The 15591-nt window shown below is 42.8% G+C and carries 11 protein-coding genes; 1 reads left to right on the top strand and 10 read right to left on the bottom strand.

Annotation, left to right across the window (positions count from 1 at the left end):
- Nucleotides 1-82 precede the first annotated feature (82 nt).
- The 7 genes from B2U97_RS05955 to B2U97_RS05925 all read right to left on the bottom strand — a co-directional run bounded on the left by B2U97_RS05955 (nt 83) and on the right by B2U97_RS05925 (nt 8829).
- Entirely contained in the window at nt 83-313 is a 231-nt protein-coding gene (locus B2U97_RS05955) for an AbrB/MazE/SpoVT family DNA-binding domain-containing protein (protein ID WP_286824001.1), read from the bottom strand.
- A gap of 373 nt (nt 314-686) precedes the next feature.
- Nucleotides 687-1106, bottom strand: a complete 420-nt coding sequence (locus B2U97_RS05950) for a hypothetical protein (RefSeq protein ID WP_286824002.1) — start codon at nt 1104-1106, stop codon at nt 687-689.
- Between the two features lie 38 nt (nt 1107-1144).
- Nucleotides 1145-2752 (bottom strand): Tn7-like element transposition protein TnsE, encoded by a 1608-nt coding sequence (locus B2U97_RS05945; protein ID WP_286824003.1) that lies wholly within the window; start codon nt 2750-2752, stop codon nt 1145-1147.
- Nucleotides 2753-2757: 5 nt separating this feature from the next.
- Complete coding sequence (locus B2U97_RS05940; protein WP_286830341.1) at nt 2758-4266, bottom strand: TnsD family Tn7-like transposition protein; 1509 nt, start codon at nt 4264-4266, stop codon at nt 2758-2760.
- A complete protein-coding gene (locus B2U97_RS05935; RefSeq protein ID WP_286824018.1) occupies nt 4267-5940 on the bottom strand; it encodes an AAA family ATPase in 1674 nt (557 codons plus the stop codon).
- Nucleotides 5940-8018, bottom strand: coding sequence for a Mu transposase C-terminal domain-containing protein (locus B2U97_RS05930; RefSeq protein WP_286824006.1), 2079 nt, complete (start codon nt 8016-8018; stop codon nt 5940-5942). The genes B2U97_RS05935 and B2U97_RS05930 overlap by 1 nt, the downstream gene beginning before the upstream one ends.
- Complete coding sequence (locus B2U97_RS05925) at nt 8002-8829, bottom strand: TnsA endonuclease C-terminal domain-containing protein (protein ID WP_286824008.1); 828 nt, start codon at nt 8827-8829, stop codon at nt 8002-8004. Before B2U97_RS05925 ends, B2U97_RS05930 begins: the two co-directional genes overlap by 17 nt.
- A gap of 303 nt (nt 8830-9132) precedes the next feature.
- On the opposite strand from B2U97_RS05925, the gene B2U97_RS05920 reads away from it, so the two are divergent.
- Nucleotides 9133-11610, top strand: a complete 2478-nt coding sequence (locus tag B2U97_RS05920; protein ID WP_286824011.1) for an RNA-binding domain-containing protein — start codon at nt 9133-9135, stop codon at nt 11608-11610.
- Nucleotides 11611-11819: 209 nt separating this feature from the next.
- Here the strand turns inward: B2U97_RS05920 and B2U97_RS05915 are convergent, their stop codons facing one another.
- The 3 genes from B2U97_RS05915 to glmS all read right to left on the bottom strand — a co-directional run bounded on the left by B2U97_RS05915 (nt 11820) and on the right by glmS (nt 15588).
- Complete coding sequence (locus B2U97_RS05915) at nt 11820-12368, bottom strand: hypothetical protein (protein WP_272989165.1); 549 nt, start codon at nt 12366-12368, stop codon at nt 11820-11822.
- A 129-nt stretch (nt 12369-12497) separates the two neighbouring features.
- Complete coding sequence (locus B2U97_RS05910) at nt 12498-13499, bottom strand: SH3 domain-containing protein (RefSeq protein ID WP_272989162.1); 1002 nt, start codon at nt 13497-13499, stop codon at nt 12498-12500.
- 256 nt (nt 13500-13755) lie between these two features.
- Nucleotides 13756-15588: a glutamine--fructose-6-phosphate transaminase (isomerizing) gene (gene glmS / locus B2U97_RS05905; protein WP_034819476.1), complete on the bottom strand. Its 1833-nt coding sequence runs from the start codon at nt 15586-15588 to the stop codon at nt 13756-13758.
- Nucleotides 15589-15591: the final 3 nt, after the last annotated feature.

Below are 15591 nucleotides of genomic sequence, written 5' to 3'. Positions count from 1 at the left end.
TCCGGGTTTTGTTGACCACTACATGTTATTACTAGCGTCTGTAAAATCGCTTGCACATTCAGCCGCTTATTTATTGACGAGCTTAATTAAGCCACATGTGATCCTCTTCATCCATAACCATGGCTTCAGGTTCGCATTGTGCTAGAAGCTCCTCTAACGAGTACTCAAGCTTGTTGACAGGCTCAATTAGTATTCGCCCATTTTTTATTTTAATTTCAACTTTGTCGTTTACATCCAAGTTTAATTCTTTCAGTAATACAGTGGGGATTATTACAACGTTGAAGCAATCAGTCTTCAGGATAACGGTCTTCATAACTCTCCCCTAAATAGCGACTCTTAAAAAGCTGGTAAAAGGCATTGCAGCAATATCGATAATCAACACTTAAGCTCCTAATAGGGATATAAACTTACAACCATTTTGCTGACCACAACACCGAAAGCACCGAAATGGAAAGTAAGTAGCTCGTCCATACGTTAGGAGGGTTAAATTCGCTCATATGGTTACTGCGTGGGCTGTAACGTATTTAGTCACAAAGCCCACAAGTGGATAACTGAAAATCAAAAAGAGCCGCCAGTACTACCTGGAGGCTAATTAGCCGAAGGCGTGGTGAGTGCCTTCAGGAAGATAACGCTTCATACCTGTAACCGTAGTATGGCAAAGCCTCCAACAGCACGCAAACAGATCTTTACCAACAGTTCGACTCAAGGTAATCCCTAAGCCGGTGACCCTCAATTAGAGAGCCTGACAGCAACATATCCTTAGGCGAATAACCATCAAATTTGATGTTTGTATTTTCTAACCATTCTACCCGATGTTCTGACTGCAAAAATAAAGTCGATAATGCTTTATGGATACCCAAAATAAGTGAAACTCTAGTACGCTGGTCGACGGTCAATGGTTGTCTTAAAGGCTCTTCCGGTAGTTTACTAACGAACCCCAAAGACAGTACTTTTTCCTCATTCAAAAAACACCACTCATCCAAAATTCTAGCGGCAACTTTGAACGCCTTTGTATCGTCTTCTGCCGACCGGGACTGGTGCCAGAGTCTCAGTTTAACTGGATCACTGATAGCCATGTGCTCTTTAACCCCGCATGTTAAATTCACTCGTTCCTGATTCTTACCGATAGTCGTTGAAGCGCCGCCTATTTGGAAGTTAATAAGTTATCCAAGTTACGATATACGTTTTCTGCCCAACGACCTATAGTTTCCTGAGATATTAGCCCTTTTTTTTCAGATGCCTGATGAACAATAAAGAAGTGCCGGCCCTCACCAAACTCGGTATCAAAGTACGCTTTGGGCCAACTAAGCGACTTTTTAAGAAGCCTAACTTCAATATCTGCTAATTTCTCAATCAGTTCCTCTACTTCAGCAACCAGAACAACCTTGGTTGATAGTGCCTTTGCAGCATCGGATGTATCGACCTCCATCAGATAGAAAGGCTTACCTTTAATAGTAACCCTAACCAACATCCAACACCTTGGCGTGGAGTCATCTCGCATTAAATGCATTTTGCATCGTCCGACAGATGGTAGCTTCCTGAAAGCAACATGCTCGACTCTACAATTATGGTTACTTACCAAGTCATCAAGCATCTTAGAAAAACTAGTGAACTTCTTAGCGTACAAATGTATATCATCGGTTTGCTCATCGAGCCCATCCCATTCCGCGCCTGGAAGCTCTCCCAGAGGCGACTGCTCTTCGGTGCTCAATAAACCGGGGCTTTCTTCTCCGCCTGGCTCTCCTCCGGATCCAACTTTTTTACTTTTAGTCGCGGTTTTCCGGGTGCTTACGGCTTTTTTAAATTCGATTTTTGTTTTAAAGCTTCCAATCTGTATCGGATCGTTCTCTCCACTAGAATCCTGACCCTCATCTATCTCATGCTCGGGAGGTTGACCGCCTCCGCTGCCACCCATTTTCCCGCCAGTAATTTCAGGTACATAAAATTTTGGACTAAAGAACTCAACTTCGGCAGGGATATCAGCCGGAATATTTACCATTTCTATAATTTCATACACAAATAACGTATTTGTTGCTTCATCCAGATTCCCACGTACTTTTAGTGAGGCGCCATTTAGTGGTGGAGGCTCGAATTCAAAATGCCAAACCCGATATGCTCCTTTATCAACGCCTGACATCAGCTCATTTTTACTGATACTTTCATACGATAGTCGGGCGTCATCATCCAGTAAAAGCCATGCCAAATAACGTCGATACCCTGGATCGGAAAATACATTAACCGGACACGTGCTATTGGCAAGCACAGTGACTGTCGCCTTGCTTTTATTATAGTCATCGTCCTCAATAGAGAACTCATTCTGCAGTATTCCATGCTCTAAACTAGCTCGTGAAAAGTAAGCGTTATGAAAGAAAAGCGCTCGAGCAAGCTCAAATTGCGGAAGATAAATCGTTAAACCGTTCGCAAGTTTAGTAACAAAGCAGAGGGACTTATGTTCTTTCGGTAGATCATGCTCTCTTGCCGGGCAATCCTCCAAATTACTCACCATCCAGCCTTGCAAGTCAGTTATGGTGAATTCAATTTCGATGCCTTGTCGACGAAAGGGCCATGTATGGTTTATGACATTTTTTCTGACTAAAATCGGTGCCTGGGAGAGCAAGACACTGTCATTACCCTTTATTTTACTAGGATAAATACTTAGATTGACTCCCCATTTACTGCCATTAATTCGTTTAAAAAGTGATCCAATGCCATTGATCCAGGTGTTATCTTTAAAACCGCTCAGTTTAGCCATTCAGTTTATAACTCCAGTACTTCAGAAAGAAATTCTCGCGCTCCCTGAGTTAATCGCTCTTCACTGAGGCCTGCACTGCGCAGAATATCCCAACGTTTCAGTTGTTCGTCTTCCTGAGTACGCTTCGCAGCAACACGCGTCATACGACGAATTTGAAAGTCGGAAATAGTCTCAGAGTACATATGAAGAAACAAAGAGCATTTCGGGAGTTTTCGTAAGTTCTTCTCGAGCTTTGACTTATTGTCTAACTGGCTCAGGTACCAGTTTTTTGATCTTCTTGGACCCTCTAATATCGGTTCTACTTGATTGCGAATAGATATAAGCATTTTTACAGTAGTGAGGTCTTGTGAATCCCAATTAACTCGCTTCGCTAAAGACGGTTCTCGATGCTTTAACTTTGCGTTTAATCCCAGCAGCCAGCTGTTGTCGTACCTATATAGCCAGGTATACAGTCCCGCAAACCCCTCGGCTCTAGCTCTCTTCACCCCTCTGTTCTTTATTGCTTTAAGCCATGCGAACCGCTTTCTAAGTACGACTAATTTATCAACAAATACCGACGAAATCCGAACCAATGAACTACGAGGCTGCTGCCGCCTCACATCTCCGATAACGTCGTTTAACGTTAATTTATCGCCCAAAAATGCATGTAGAACGATTAAGTGTTCAAGGTAGCTAAAGCTTTTACGGTGTTTCCTGAAAAGAGTTCTAAGCCAACACGTTTCAGATTCGGATACATTAAGACCTGAGTGGTTTAGCCAGTCTGCAGTCCAGAATTTAATAACTCGCTCAGCGACCAATTCATGCTCAACCTGTTGCCCTCGATTCAACCCAAAATCACAAGCCATAGCCTTGTAGAATAATCCCCACTGAAAAATACTCGGTACTGACTGTTCAGGCAGTCCTAAAGTTGCCGCTATACTCGGCTCCAAAATGCGGCTGTATTTATCCATACTTTCCTGATGAACCAAAGGGCATAAAGTGCGACTTGCTGGCGTATAAACATGTCGCTTATACGTCATCCTCCTCACAGAAGACATTTTAAGCTTTCCATGTAGCGGGCAACTGTCAATGCCAGCAACTTGCCAGTCTCTGCGCCAGAAACACTCTCCAAGTTCATTCCATTGTTGCTCAATGCATTTGGGGCAATAGCGTAGATAATTAGGTTGAGTAACTCTGGAAGCAGCGAAACCGGACATGACGTGTACTGAGTTCTTTTTATCTGCAATCAGTTGTTTCATTAACTGACACCGGCGCTGCTCTCCAATAAAAGGGGCGTATAACGGGAACAAGGTATGCCTGTAGAGCAGGTCTTCCGGTTGAATATTTATTTCCAGAGGATATAACCCGGCAATTTTGCCCAGATGGCCATGTAAGTCCGATGTCGCAATTATTGTTTTACTCCCGAAGACTTCCTGCAATATTTCTTTGGGGGAAGTCAGCCCACTATGCACTCCATACCGGGCTATCGTGCTATAAATTAGCTCATTAGGATAAGGGATCGGGAAGCCAAGCATTTAGCCCACCCGTTTTAACCGGGATTCCATATCGAAAATATCACGGCCTAACTCAAGTTCATGGTAAAACTCGCTTTTCTTTTGAGAATATTTAAAACGAAGATCCTCCGATGCCAGGGTGTGCCACTCTTTTGGTTTTACTGTTTTAATCTTGGGCTTAGTATTGCCTTTTGACGCAGACGAGGGCTCGTGTTCTGTTTTATACCATTCGAGAACAATACGAGTTAATTCCGGTAGCTCAAGAGCTGCATGTTGTTTGAAAACTTTCTCAACCAGTGCCGGCAACAAATCAGAATCACACCCCATCGCCTGTAGCATATTGTAGAGCCGCAGGGCTTTCTCATTGTTACCAAACGATACCTCTTTTTTCTTTTTTTCCTGCTCCTGCTCAATCAAATTACGGAGCTCAAGTAAGCGCTTATCCACGGAAGGCAAATGCAAGTCTGAATACTTCACTATCAAATCCGCATCATTGCGTCTCAAGGCTTCAAGCATTGGGTGAACCGGAATGAGCTCTTGTTCATAAACCTTACGAAGTAAATCAGTAGTAATGCGCTCAAGACCCGTCGCTATTGCCCTCATCTGAGCCAAGACAAAAAGCTTCACAACGATATCGAGTACACCCTGCGATAGGTCATACCAACAATCCCGAACTTCTTCACTAAGCGTCTCATCACGTCGCTCTAACCATTGGTACTTCCATAGCTTATTGGTAAAAGCTTCCCATTCGGTGAGTCTGGGCTCTCCCGTTTCAGGATGATACCGACGGGATCCTCTTTGCATCGGCTCCCAAAATAACGAACCAAATCCAGCGCTCCGACGTCCTGACTGCAACTCCATTTCGAAAAGCGGTCTAGCTTTTGGGGTTCCAACTAAAACAACCGGAACACCGATGACGTTTACCAGGGCAACAAAGAACTCAAGCATGGACTCTTTGCTTTCTTCACGCTTTAAACCCAGCCTTTGTATGTCATCAATAACGAGAACGCCAATAGCCCTTTGAGTCGCAACCTGTCCCATCAAAGATAAGAGAGTTTCAGGCCCGTGACGCTTTCGACCATACTTGGCCTCATAATTTGTTTGCAATGTGCGGTCGACTTCTCGAAAAAAGTTTAAGCATAAACTCTTAAGTGAACCATCACTTGGACACTCCATACGCAGGTAGGGCAATTGAATCAGGTTATACTCAGGATGAAATATAACCTCCGGGTAAGTCGCTAATATTCGATTAACCGTAGTGCTTTTTCCTGAGCCGGAACAGCCTATCAGAGATAAACATTTTGCTGTTGAATTCGACTGAGAGAAACGAAAATCGCTCGTCGCTCCCTCCATAATGCGTTGATAGCCTTCCTGCATTTTTTTGTTGAGAGAGCCATCCGATGGATTTCGGCCAACATAACCAGCACGGATCATTATTGATAGCTTTTCTTCCAGTTGCCTATGAATAGCCAGGGGCTGGAAAAAGTCATCTAATAGGGCTGCAATACCGTGAGCTCTCTGGTGAGACTCAGCAAAGCGATCTTCCTGTTTAAAATAAACCTTGCCCGTTAGATTATTACGAAGGGTATTGAGATCCATTGTTGGAGGCAGAGCTTCGATGAAAGGGTTTCCCCGATAACGCTCGAAATCAGATGACTTATAGATTGCTGAAACATAATTATCAGGTAAAGGCATCAATCATCATCCTCAAAAAGCTCGTCGATATAATCGGGATAGTCGAGATCGGGACTGGTCTTATTCAGAGGAATAATCTCAGCTGACTTTTTATTGCGGTTGTCAGGCGTAGGCGCTTTGCTCTGTCGCTCTAATTGTTTTTCATTTGAGCGATTGTTTTTTATCGCACTTATCCTTTCACTGTTTGGACGCTCAGATTTATTTGGAGAGCTTGCTTCGGCTTGAGAGATTTTTTCTAACACAAACTCTTCGTGTTGCCGACGACTTTCCTTAGCAGCCACCTTAGCTTTTGCCGATACTTTTTTCTGCTCTTCCTGCAGCTGCCAAACATCCCAAAACGATGATCCTCGATACTGCCTAGATAGATCGGTAAGGCTACATTTCCAGTATTTGTTGCTCCCTTTTTCATAAAAAAGATAGATATTGTCCGCACTTAACGGGTCATATGCCGCCATCATTTTTTTAGGTCGCTTCACATCCCGCCCTCGGTGCGTCCAACCTAAACGGACAATTTCTGGAGATGTATAATACAAACCAGACAGACTGACACCACGCTCGGAGACTGTCACGCTGCTTCTCGGAAGTAGAGCAATTCGAAGCGCATCTGAATCAGTCTGACGTAAGCGTCCGGTTCGATTCTGTATACCCCAGTTCCAGAGGTGAAGTGGAGTATTCGGCAAGTCCGTTGGCATATCCACATCTCGGTCATATTTATCTAGCACTGCAAACTGATTGTGTTGTAATACTGACGACAACACGATTTGGGTAAAGTCAGTGATCGTCAGTTTCGCGTCGAGCCTATAATCTGAGCCCCCTCGTTTTTTTACCAAGTTGCCCGTAACATAACCCGGAACAAAAGGACCGAAAGACTCATGCATAGTTTTGAAGTGCCTTTCTACTATCCCTTTCGCATCCCCCCGGTAGGGCGGTGCGTTCTCAATTCGCATAAAGAAATTACTTTCTAAATTTTCAATTTGATAGCCAAGTAGTTCTCCTCTGTCTGCCAGCAACGCATCAGGTAGCCCTATACAGGGCCATTCATCGTCGGCAATATCAAAGCCAAGTGCATGGCAGTAGTCTGACTTACTACTTATCGCTACGTGCAATGCCTGCAGTGCAGCCGCATATGAGGGATTTTCGAAACCAATATAAAACCCGGCCACCATTCGGCTGAATACATCAATCACCATATAAACAACAGGGCGACCAACTATGTTGCCCCGGTCGGAATCAGAGACCAGATAAACGTCTGCTATCGTTGCATCAATTTCATAACGCGAACCCGGCCCCAGGACTTGAGTATTGGCCGTACTATGCAATGGCCGAATATCCTTGCTGTAATCTTTTTTAGATATTCTTTTTTGCAATGCTTCCGTTTGCACATACTCCCGTTTATAAAAATGTCGCAGCTGCCAAAGACTTGGCAGATTCTCTTCCGGAACATCAGGGAAATAGTTATGGTACATAGTCTCTAAACGACGGTGCGCATAAGGAAATGAATGTCCTTTATCGCTCAGGATGTACTTATCAATCGCAATCCGAAAAAGACGTTCAGTTGGCTCATCAACGATAGCACCGGTGCCAGGCGAATACTTACGCGGACGTCCAAGCTTCTTATCTTTAGCCACCCTCCGTTTCCCCTTGCCTCCTGAGTTTTTATAATCCGGTAGTAAAGCATTAGGTATCTGTCCTCGTTGCCAGTACTTCCTCGCAAGCCGATAAACCGTCTGCTTAGTGGTACCAAACTCAACTACAATTTTCTCTACTACCGGTCCCCGGCTTTTAGAATTATAAAAATCCGGCAACTCAATCAGAGGTTTTAGCAAAGAGAGATTCTTATCCCGCTTTTCACGGGCTATAGTACTTTCGGGCGGAGATTCGTATTTTAAGTAATTATGTGGGTCATCGATTCGCTCAAAAACGTCCTCATCTATAGCTCCATAAACCTCATCAACAAGTATTAACTCGGGGAATGCTTTCTCATCATCGATATTGATCCACACTAGATGCGTATTAAGATTTTCCAGGACACGAAACCGGGTGTCATAAAACCTAACAACTTCATTGATTTGAAACACGATAGGCCTCCCGGACAAAACCTAAATTTGAGGCGCGTAGCGCACCAACCTTTAGTTTGGTAATAGGCATAAAAATATCGAACTCAAAGTAACGTTTTGCCAAAAGACGACGAACCTCATAGAGCGACTCACCGGCATTAAGGCCATAGCTAATATCGAGCTTTTTACATAATGAGATGATGGTTTGGTTGGGGTTTTCGGTGAAGTGATACTTGTAAAATTCAATCTGCTCGACCGCTAATTCATCATCATCTTCGTCACGACCTGCAGGATATAGCCATTTCACGTTTTTACTAACTTCCTTTGGTATCTGCTGATCAGTTATTAAGTACCAGGGCACACCTTTTTCCAGCCAGTAGCGTCGCTCCAATTCAAGTTTTTCAACCGTGCGCTCATCGCCCAGCTTATTTGCATATTTCGCCTGAAACACGAACTTAGGGGCTTCTTCATTTGACGAATCGACTAAGAAGTCACTCGACATAAACTGGTCAACACCATTTTGTGCCGGATGCGTAATGCCTGCATCGGCTGCAATTTTTCTGGTTAGTGTTCGATCTAATGGGAACTGTTCACGAATTTGGGTGACATCCGGCAGCCATTCAAGGAGTAGAAAAACCGAGAGTTCAAGATCTGAAAGTAAGTGGTGTGTTCGTCTGGACTTGTGGCCAAATACTCGATGGACACGACCCAGAGAGGGTAAATCCCTAACAGTGAGCCAGGGACGGTAGTCTTGATTCTGACCGCTACCACGCCCTTCCTTTATCCATTTGAAAAAGGTCGCCTCGGAAATTATTTTTCTTTTCGTTGCCATCGCGAAACCCTGACTTTGACATTAACTCATACTAGTAAGGGCGCCGGTAATTCGCAAATTAAATTCTATCAGTACACCATAAATCAATAAGTTAGGCCATGTTTTCACAGGATATACATCCGAAACATACCAACCACAACTATTCGCAGAGTCTTTTAACTAAGAGACCCAAAGTATGTCAGCAATAAATGATACTCACGCACGATACTTTCAAGCATTAAAGGGTTTTGTTTGGCAAACAAAACCCTTTAGGTTAAGTTTGTTAACTTAACTTGTAATTCTAATGAATACGGAGATCGCAGCATGGATGCAAAGCACGAGAGTTTAACGGAATTATACAGCCAAATAAGTCAGTTAGTTAAAAATGGAGACATTTCCGCGATACCCATCGAAACCCTTCGGAGGGGAGATGAGTTCTTACCGAAAGAAGGAAAACTTTGGGATTTCAAGGAAGCAGTCGGCGATACTAAAGAATCTCACGCCAAAACAGTTTTGCAGATAGTCAGCTTTTACAATTCGTTTGGGGGCTATTTGGTCTATGGTGTACAAGAAACTCAAAAAGATAGCCAGTTCTTGCCCTGCGGGTTTGATGTTTCCAAATTTGACGTAAGTTCAATACGTAACCTTATCAAGCAGTATACGGGTACTACGATAGATATTAGCTTTGGAATACATGATATTGAGTTCGGCTGCAAATCTTTTGGAGTTGGACTTTTGCATATTCCAAAAAGAGGAGAAACTGACGAGATTGTACACTTCTTAAAAGATGGTCCTATGAAAGGGAACAAAAGCATCTTTCAGAAAGACGACACTTATTTTCGCGAACAAGATGAATGCGTACAGGCCAAAAACCCAGGTCATTTTCAATTTTTGTTTTCCGCGCGGAACCTCACAGAACAAGCTAAACAGTTCTCTATAGATCATAATTTGCCATCTCGAGATTTAATTTGCCCGAAATTCATAGGGCGTTCGTCGGTTCTTACACAGCTTTGGAAATGGCTTGGAGATGAGTTTGAATACACCAGGGTATTATCTGGAGAAGGCGGAAAAGGCAAAACATCAATAGCTTATGAATTTTCAAGGCAGTTAGTCAGTAACGCTCCTAAACCATTCGAGAGACTACTCTGGCTCTCTTTGAAAGAAAAACAATTTAGTCCGATCGAAGGGCGGTATGTTCAACTACAAGAATCAGACTTTACAGACCACGAAACTTTTTTGGCGTGTTTGTCTGATAACTTCGCATTGATAGATGAGGAAGTTGGTGAGCTTTCTATTCAGGGGATAAAAAAGCAGTTGAGAGCAAACATGCGCTCTATACCCTCTATAATTGTAGTCGATAATATCGACTCTCTAGATGATGAGGAGCAAAGAAAGGTAATAGACACTTGCCGCCAACTTGGTTCTTCTGAGATAAGGTTTTTAATAACTACACGAAATAGACACGGCTACTCATCGGAATTGATGATACATGTTCCTGGTCTAGAGCAACCAGAGCACAAAGAGTTAATTGAGGAACTTGTCATAAGGCATGGACTCAGTTTATCACTAAATAAAGGTTTATATAAGAAATTACACAGAGATACCGATGGTTCTCCTCTATTAACTGAGTCAGTTTTAAGACTGACTAAGTTCAAATCTATAGATGAGGCACTCACTGAATGGAAAGGGCAATCAGGGGAAGATGCAAGGGATGCAGCACTGAAAAAGGAACTGACTTCACTCTCTGTGGAAGCAAAGCGTTGTTTGCTAGTTTTACACTTTTTAAAAAGTAGCTCTTATACAGAGTTAAAAAACATTGTGAAACTCGGGGATGTCAAACTTCAAAATGCCATTGAAGAGCTACAGTCTCTATTTATTATAAATGAACCTCAAATGATCGAATCAGAGAAAAGATACTCGATTTCAAACACTACTGCTTTAATTGTACATTCAAGGCCAGAAGACTTTGCTTTAGACTACAAAAAGTTAAAGAAAGAGGTTGATAAAACAACCTCATCTCAAGGCGGGGGCAAAAAAGGTAATACTCGTCAAATTGGAAAAGCAATCAATCAAGCTTTAGCGTTAATAAACGACAACCGCATTGATGAAGCTAGGCGAACAGTTGAGGTACAGCTTCAACATTACAAAGATAACCCTGACTTACTTCTTATGCTTGCAAGGTGTTTAATCTCATATCCAGTAGGAAAATTTGATGAAGCTAGGGATATCGTTAAAAATTCTGTTCGTAGAGGACAGCGTAAAGAGCTTGCTTTCGATCTCTGGTATCAGTGTGAAAGGGAATTAGGCAATCCCTTAGGTTTAATAGAGTGTGCAGGCACTGCGATTGAAAAAAACCATGAAAAACATGATAAATGGTATGAAATTTTAGCCAAAGCAACACTAACAAGAGCTCAATCTCGAAACTCTATTAAAGTCGATGATTTACTGGATGCTTCAATAGCTATGTCAAAGAGTGTAAAACGTTCTCAAGAAAGTTATAAGGAAGATCGCCGGCAACTTTTAGAAAGTATGAATGATAGAATTTGGCATCTCCTTGAAACTCAAACAGAGCATGACTGGCTTTTTGCTTCAGATATAATGCGCGAAATTTATCTGAGAGGAGACAAGCGCAGATGCAACATTGACAGGGCTATATTATCTTTAGAAGAGGCCAAGGAAGAGTTAAAGTGGGACGGTAAAAAGTCTCTTGCTTTTAATATATGCCTTAGAAAGCTCGAAGACTTATTGAATGAGAATAATGTATACAACTTGTACCATGCCAAATTAAAAGACCTTGGATAAAGATATAAACTTTGATTTAAAGAAAAGCCATCTTATGGAAAATTAAAAAGGCGCTGGACATTCGTTAAGGCTGTTTTTTTCTTTAGCCCAACAATTGTAAGTTTCAGGGGAAAAGGTCAGGCTCATGACATATATACGCAGTGTTTGACTGCTAGCGTTGAAATTTCAGCTTGTCAGGGACATATGCCTGACAAGCCTAAAAACTTTATCTACCAAATCCATTCCGTCTTTCTTTTTGATTTTTCATAAGACTTAAAAGTTCCAGCTTTAATTAAAGCTCTTACTTCATGGCAGAAACGGCCTGAAGGGAGCCATTTAAAAGCAGTTAAAGTCAAAGTTACGGAGTGTTTTTCCCCAGCTTTCACGATAAATGGTTCTTTTGCCATATCATATTTAGGCAACTTAAACTTATAGGCAGTAATATCTCCACCGTCTTCATTTTTATGTTGAGCGCACAAGCTAACTTCTAATATTGTAATATTTTTCGAGCCTCCGTTAAAAATAGTGGCAATTACCTTAAACTCACTGTCAGAATCTTTAGGAAAAGCACCTTTCTCTATTCTTGCCGAAATAGAAACGTCAGGCTGATATTCTTGTAAGTCGCTATTTAATTTGGTTTCAGAAATATCATTTGCTCGTTTCGCCTGCCGAGCCCTATAGACTTTATACCAAATACCGATAATTACGGCTAGAAAGGAAAAAACCGAGATCAAAAAACCGTTAGCCGTAATTAACGAAATCATATTGTCAAAATTCATATTTGTATCTCATTTCCTAATATCATCGTGTAAAGCAGTAGCAGTCGAGTTTAGTGCATATTAAATAAAAGAAAAAACATTTAACCTATTTTTTATTACGTTTTCCGCGACAAGCTTATTTTAGCAAGTTTAGTTTAAAATCCGTTTAAGGTATTTCTTATAAACCCATCCAGTGCGCGGGATCCCCTCAACATGATCTTGGTATCCTACATATATCCACTTCTTGTTAGGGGGCTCTCCTCTTTTCAAAAGCTCAACTTTTTGGTTCGGCCTCAACGTGGTTATAACGTGAGACTCTTGCCCCGTATGATGCTTAGTGCGGAGGTTTACTGGTCTCAACACAACGTATTCAACCATATCTTTTTCTAAGTCATGCTCAGCTTCTGAGACAGAAGAAATGTGACTATACAGTTCATACATTTGACCAAGCATCTGAGTTTCAGAGCTAAGTAGCTTATCTTGAAATTCCTTGTTACTACTGGACTCTACCGCGCTATTATGATGGCCGAGGACAGTGTAAAAGAGCATGATAGCCATCATTAAAGTATTCAACAGCAATAGGGCCTGCTCAAGACTGAGATTTCTAGAGCTTGGGTCAGTAGTCGTTGTAAAATGTATCGCTTCGACTTCTTGCTTTATAGCTTCGGCTTGAACTGGGTAGTCCGTCTCTATCTCTGAATAAAAATCCCGCATTAATTGCGAAATATTTTCTGTAATCAGTTCCGTTTGAGGTATCGTAATTGCAGATAGAGCTTTCGTATTCAACTGGGAGGCTAATACAGTTACACGCGCAGCAACCCCTGAGTCGAAAATAGCTAAACGAGTAGCCTCGCTAACCATCTCCAACTGATCCAATAATGTTTTCGGGTAATTAACATTAAGCTGTGCAGCGATTGAGTTTTGAGTCTCAGCGAACGACTCTGCTATACGGCTTGCATTTTTAATGGCTTCTGACCTTTCGAAAAAAGCTGTTGCGGCTTGCAAGGGTACAATTCTTTCGCTTAATACTCTATTGATAAGTCCATTAGCACCCGCCAATTTTTTAGCATATTCTGTAGCAGCTCGTACCTGTCTCGTTTGTGCTTCAAGCGTTACACGATGCTTAATGTTCTTGCCTGAAGATTTACTCATCAAGCGCCACTCCATAGATCGAATAAAAAACTAGCTTATCAGATTTTTTAACTTTTTATGTGGGCAGTTAATATCGTTGCAGTAGGTGAAAATTCCAAAGTGTAGACTTAATAAATCAGAAAACCTTCCGACTAAGCCATGACAGTTAAATAGAGAAATATTTAAGTATGAAACTTTATTCCTAAGTATGATTCTTTATTACTAGGTATGAGGCTTTATTACTACATCACAAAAAAAAGGGCCTTTCGGCCCTTCCTTATTCCACAGTAACTGACTTGGCCAAGTTCCTTGGCTGGTCCACATCGGTACCTTTTATCAAAGCTACGTAATAGGACAACAGCTGCAACGGAACGGTATAGACAATAGGGGCTATCACTTCGTCGCAATGGCTGACGTTAAGTACGGTTAACGACTCATCGCCTTTGAAGCGGGCGTTTTTGTCGGCAAAAACGTACATCAGACCGCCGCGGGCACGCACTTCTTCAACGTTCGATTTCAGTTTTTCCAGTAAGTCGTTATTCGGTGCCACGACAATAACCGGCATTTCTTCATCAATAAGCGCTAACGGGCCGTGTTTTAACTCACCAGCGGCATAGGCTTCGGCGTGAATGTATGAAATTTCTTTCAGTTTTAATGCGCCTTCCATAGCAATGGGGTATTGGTTACCACGCCCCAGGAACAGGCTGTGCTCTTTGTTCGCAAAGTCTTGTGCTAACTCTTCAATTTCATCGGCTAAGGATACCGCTTCTTCCAGCTTAGTTGGCAACGCTTGTAGGGCATGAACAACAGCTTCTTGCTGCTGCTCTGGCATGCCTCTGTATTTGCCAATACCCAAGGTCAGCATAAGCAGGCCGGTTAACTGGGTGGTAAAGGCTTTGGTCGACGCCACACCAATTTCTGCGCCGGCACGGGTTAAAAACGCCAGATCAGATTCGCGCACCATAGACGAGGAGCCCACGTTACAAATGGTCAGGCTGCTTTTGTAGCCAAGCTCTTTGGATAGGCGCAGTGCCGCCAGGGTATCGGCGGTTTCACCGCTTTGAGAGATGGTCACCAACAGGCTGTTAGGATGAACATAGGACTTGCGGTAACGAAACTCCGAAGCAATTTCGATATTGCATGACACGTTTGCCATGGACTCCAGCCAGTAGCGCGCCACCATGCCCGCATGGTAACTGGTACCGCAGGCAACTATTTGAACGTGTTCAATGTCTTTTAAGATACTCGCTGCATCTTCACCAAATGCGTTATCCAACACGGTAGTTTCAGACAAACGACCTTCCAGCGTGTTACGCACGGCAATAGGCTGCTCGTAAATTTCTTTCAGCATAAAGTGGCGATACTGGCCTTTACCACCCGCGTCGTAGCTTACGTCAGATTCAACAATCTCACGTTCTACGGCGTTGCCTTCAGAGTCATAAATGTCGATTTCAGTGCGGTTAATATCCGCCACATCGCCTTCTTCCAGGTAAATAAACTGACGGGTCACGGGCAATAATGCGAGCTGATCTGAAGCTACAAAGTTCTCGCCAATACCCACACCAATAACCAGAGGGCTGCCAGAACGGGCAACCACTAAACGCTCGGGGTACTTGGTATCCATAACCACGGTGCCGTAAGCACCTTCCAGCTGACTTACTGCTGATTTAACCGCAGCCAGTAAATCACCATGCGTTTTACGCTCATGATGAATTAAGTGAGCGATTACTTCGGTGTCAGTCTGCGAATTAAAGACATAACCTTCTGCTTGCAGCTCTTCGCGCAGGCGTTCATGGTTTTCGATAATGCCATTATGCACTACCGCAATTTCATCTTCAGAGCGGTGAGGGTGAGCGTTAGCTTCAGTAACCCCACCATGCGTTGCCCAACGGGTATGCGCAATACCAATAGTGCCGTCTAAGGGGTTCTTGTCTATGGCGTCTTTTAATTCCTGTACCTTGCCGGTACGGCGTACGCTTTTAAGGTGATTATCAGCGTCGATAACAGCCACACCCGCCGAGTCATAACCCCGGTATTCGAGTCGTTTTAAACCTTCCAGCAAAATACCTGTTACCCGACGTTCCGACGTGGCACCAACAATACCGCACATAAA

Source organism: Idiomarina sp. UBA3176, assembly GCF_002364295.1.
In the GTDB taxonomy this organism is placed as follows: Bacteria; Pseudomonadota; Gammaproteobacteria; order Enterobacterales; family Alteromonadaceae; genus Idiomarina; species Idiomarina loihiensis.
Note: the sequence above shows the minus strand (reverse complement) of the source record. Positions and strands in the feature narration are given on the sequence as shown.

Excerpts from the sequence above, each read along its gene's own strand:
- B2U97_RS05955 (WP_286824001.1), bottom strand. The coding sequence starts at position 313 with ATGAAGACCGTTATCCTGAAGACTGATTGCTTCAACGTTGTAATAATC.
- B2U97_RS05945 (WP_286824003.1), bottom strand. The coding sequence starts at position 2,752 with ATGGCTAAACTGAGCGGTTTTAAAGATAACACCTGGATCAATGGCATT.
- B2U97_RS05940 (WP_286830341.1), bottom strand. The coding sequence starts at position 4,266 with ATGCTTGGCTTCCCGATCCCTTATCCTAATGAGCTAATTTATAGCACG.
- B2U97_RS05935 (WP_286824018.1), bottom strand. The coding sequence starts at position 5,940 with ATGCCTTTACCTGATAATTATGTTTCAGCAATCTATAAGTCATCTGAT.
- B2U97_RS05925 (WP_286824008.1), bottom strand. The coding sequence starts at position 8,829 with ATGGCAACGAAAAGAAAAATAATTTCCGAGGCGACCTTTTTCAAATGG.
- B2U97_RS05920 (WP_286824011.1), top strand. The coding sequence starts at position 9,133 with ATGGATGCAAAGCACGAGAGTTTAACGGAATTATACAGCCAAATAAGT.
- B2U97_RS05915 (WP_272989165.1), bottom strand. The coding sequence starts at position 12,368 with ATGAATTTTGACAATATGATTTCGTTAATTACGGCTAACGGTTTTTTG.
- B2U97_RS05910 (WP_272989162.1), bottom strand. The coding sequence starts at position 13,499 with ATGAGTAAATCTTCAGGCAAGAACATTAAGCATCGTGTAACGCTTGAA.
- glmS (WP_034819476.1), bottom strand. The coding sequence starts at position 15,588 with ATGTGCGGTATTGTTGGTGCCACGTCGGAACGTCGGGTAACAGGTATT.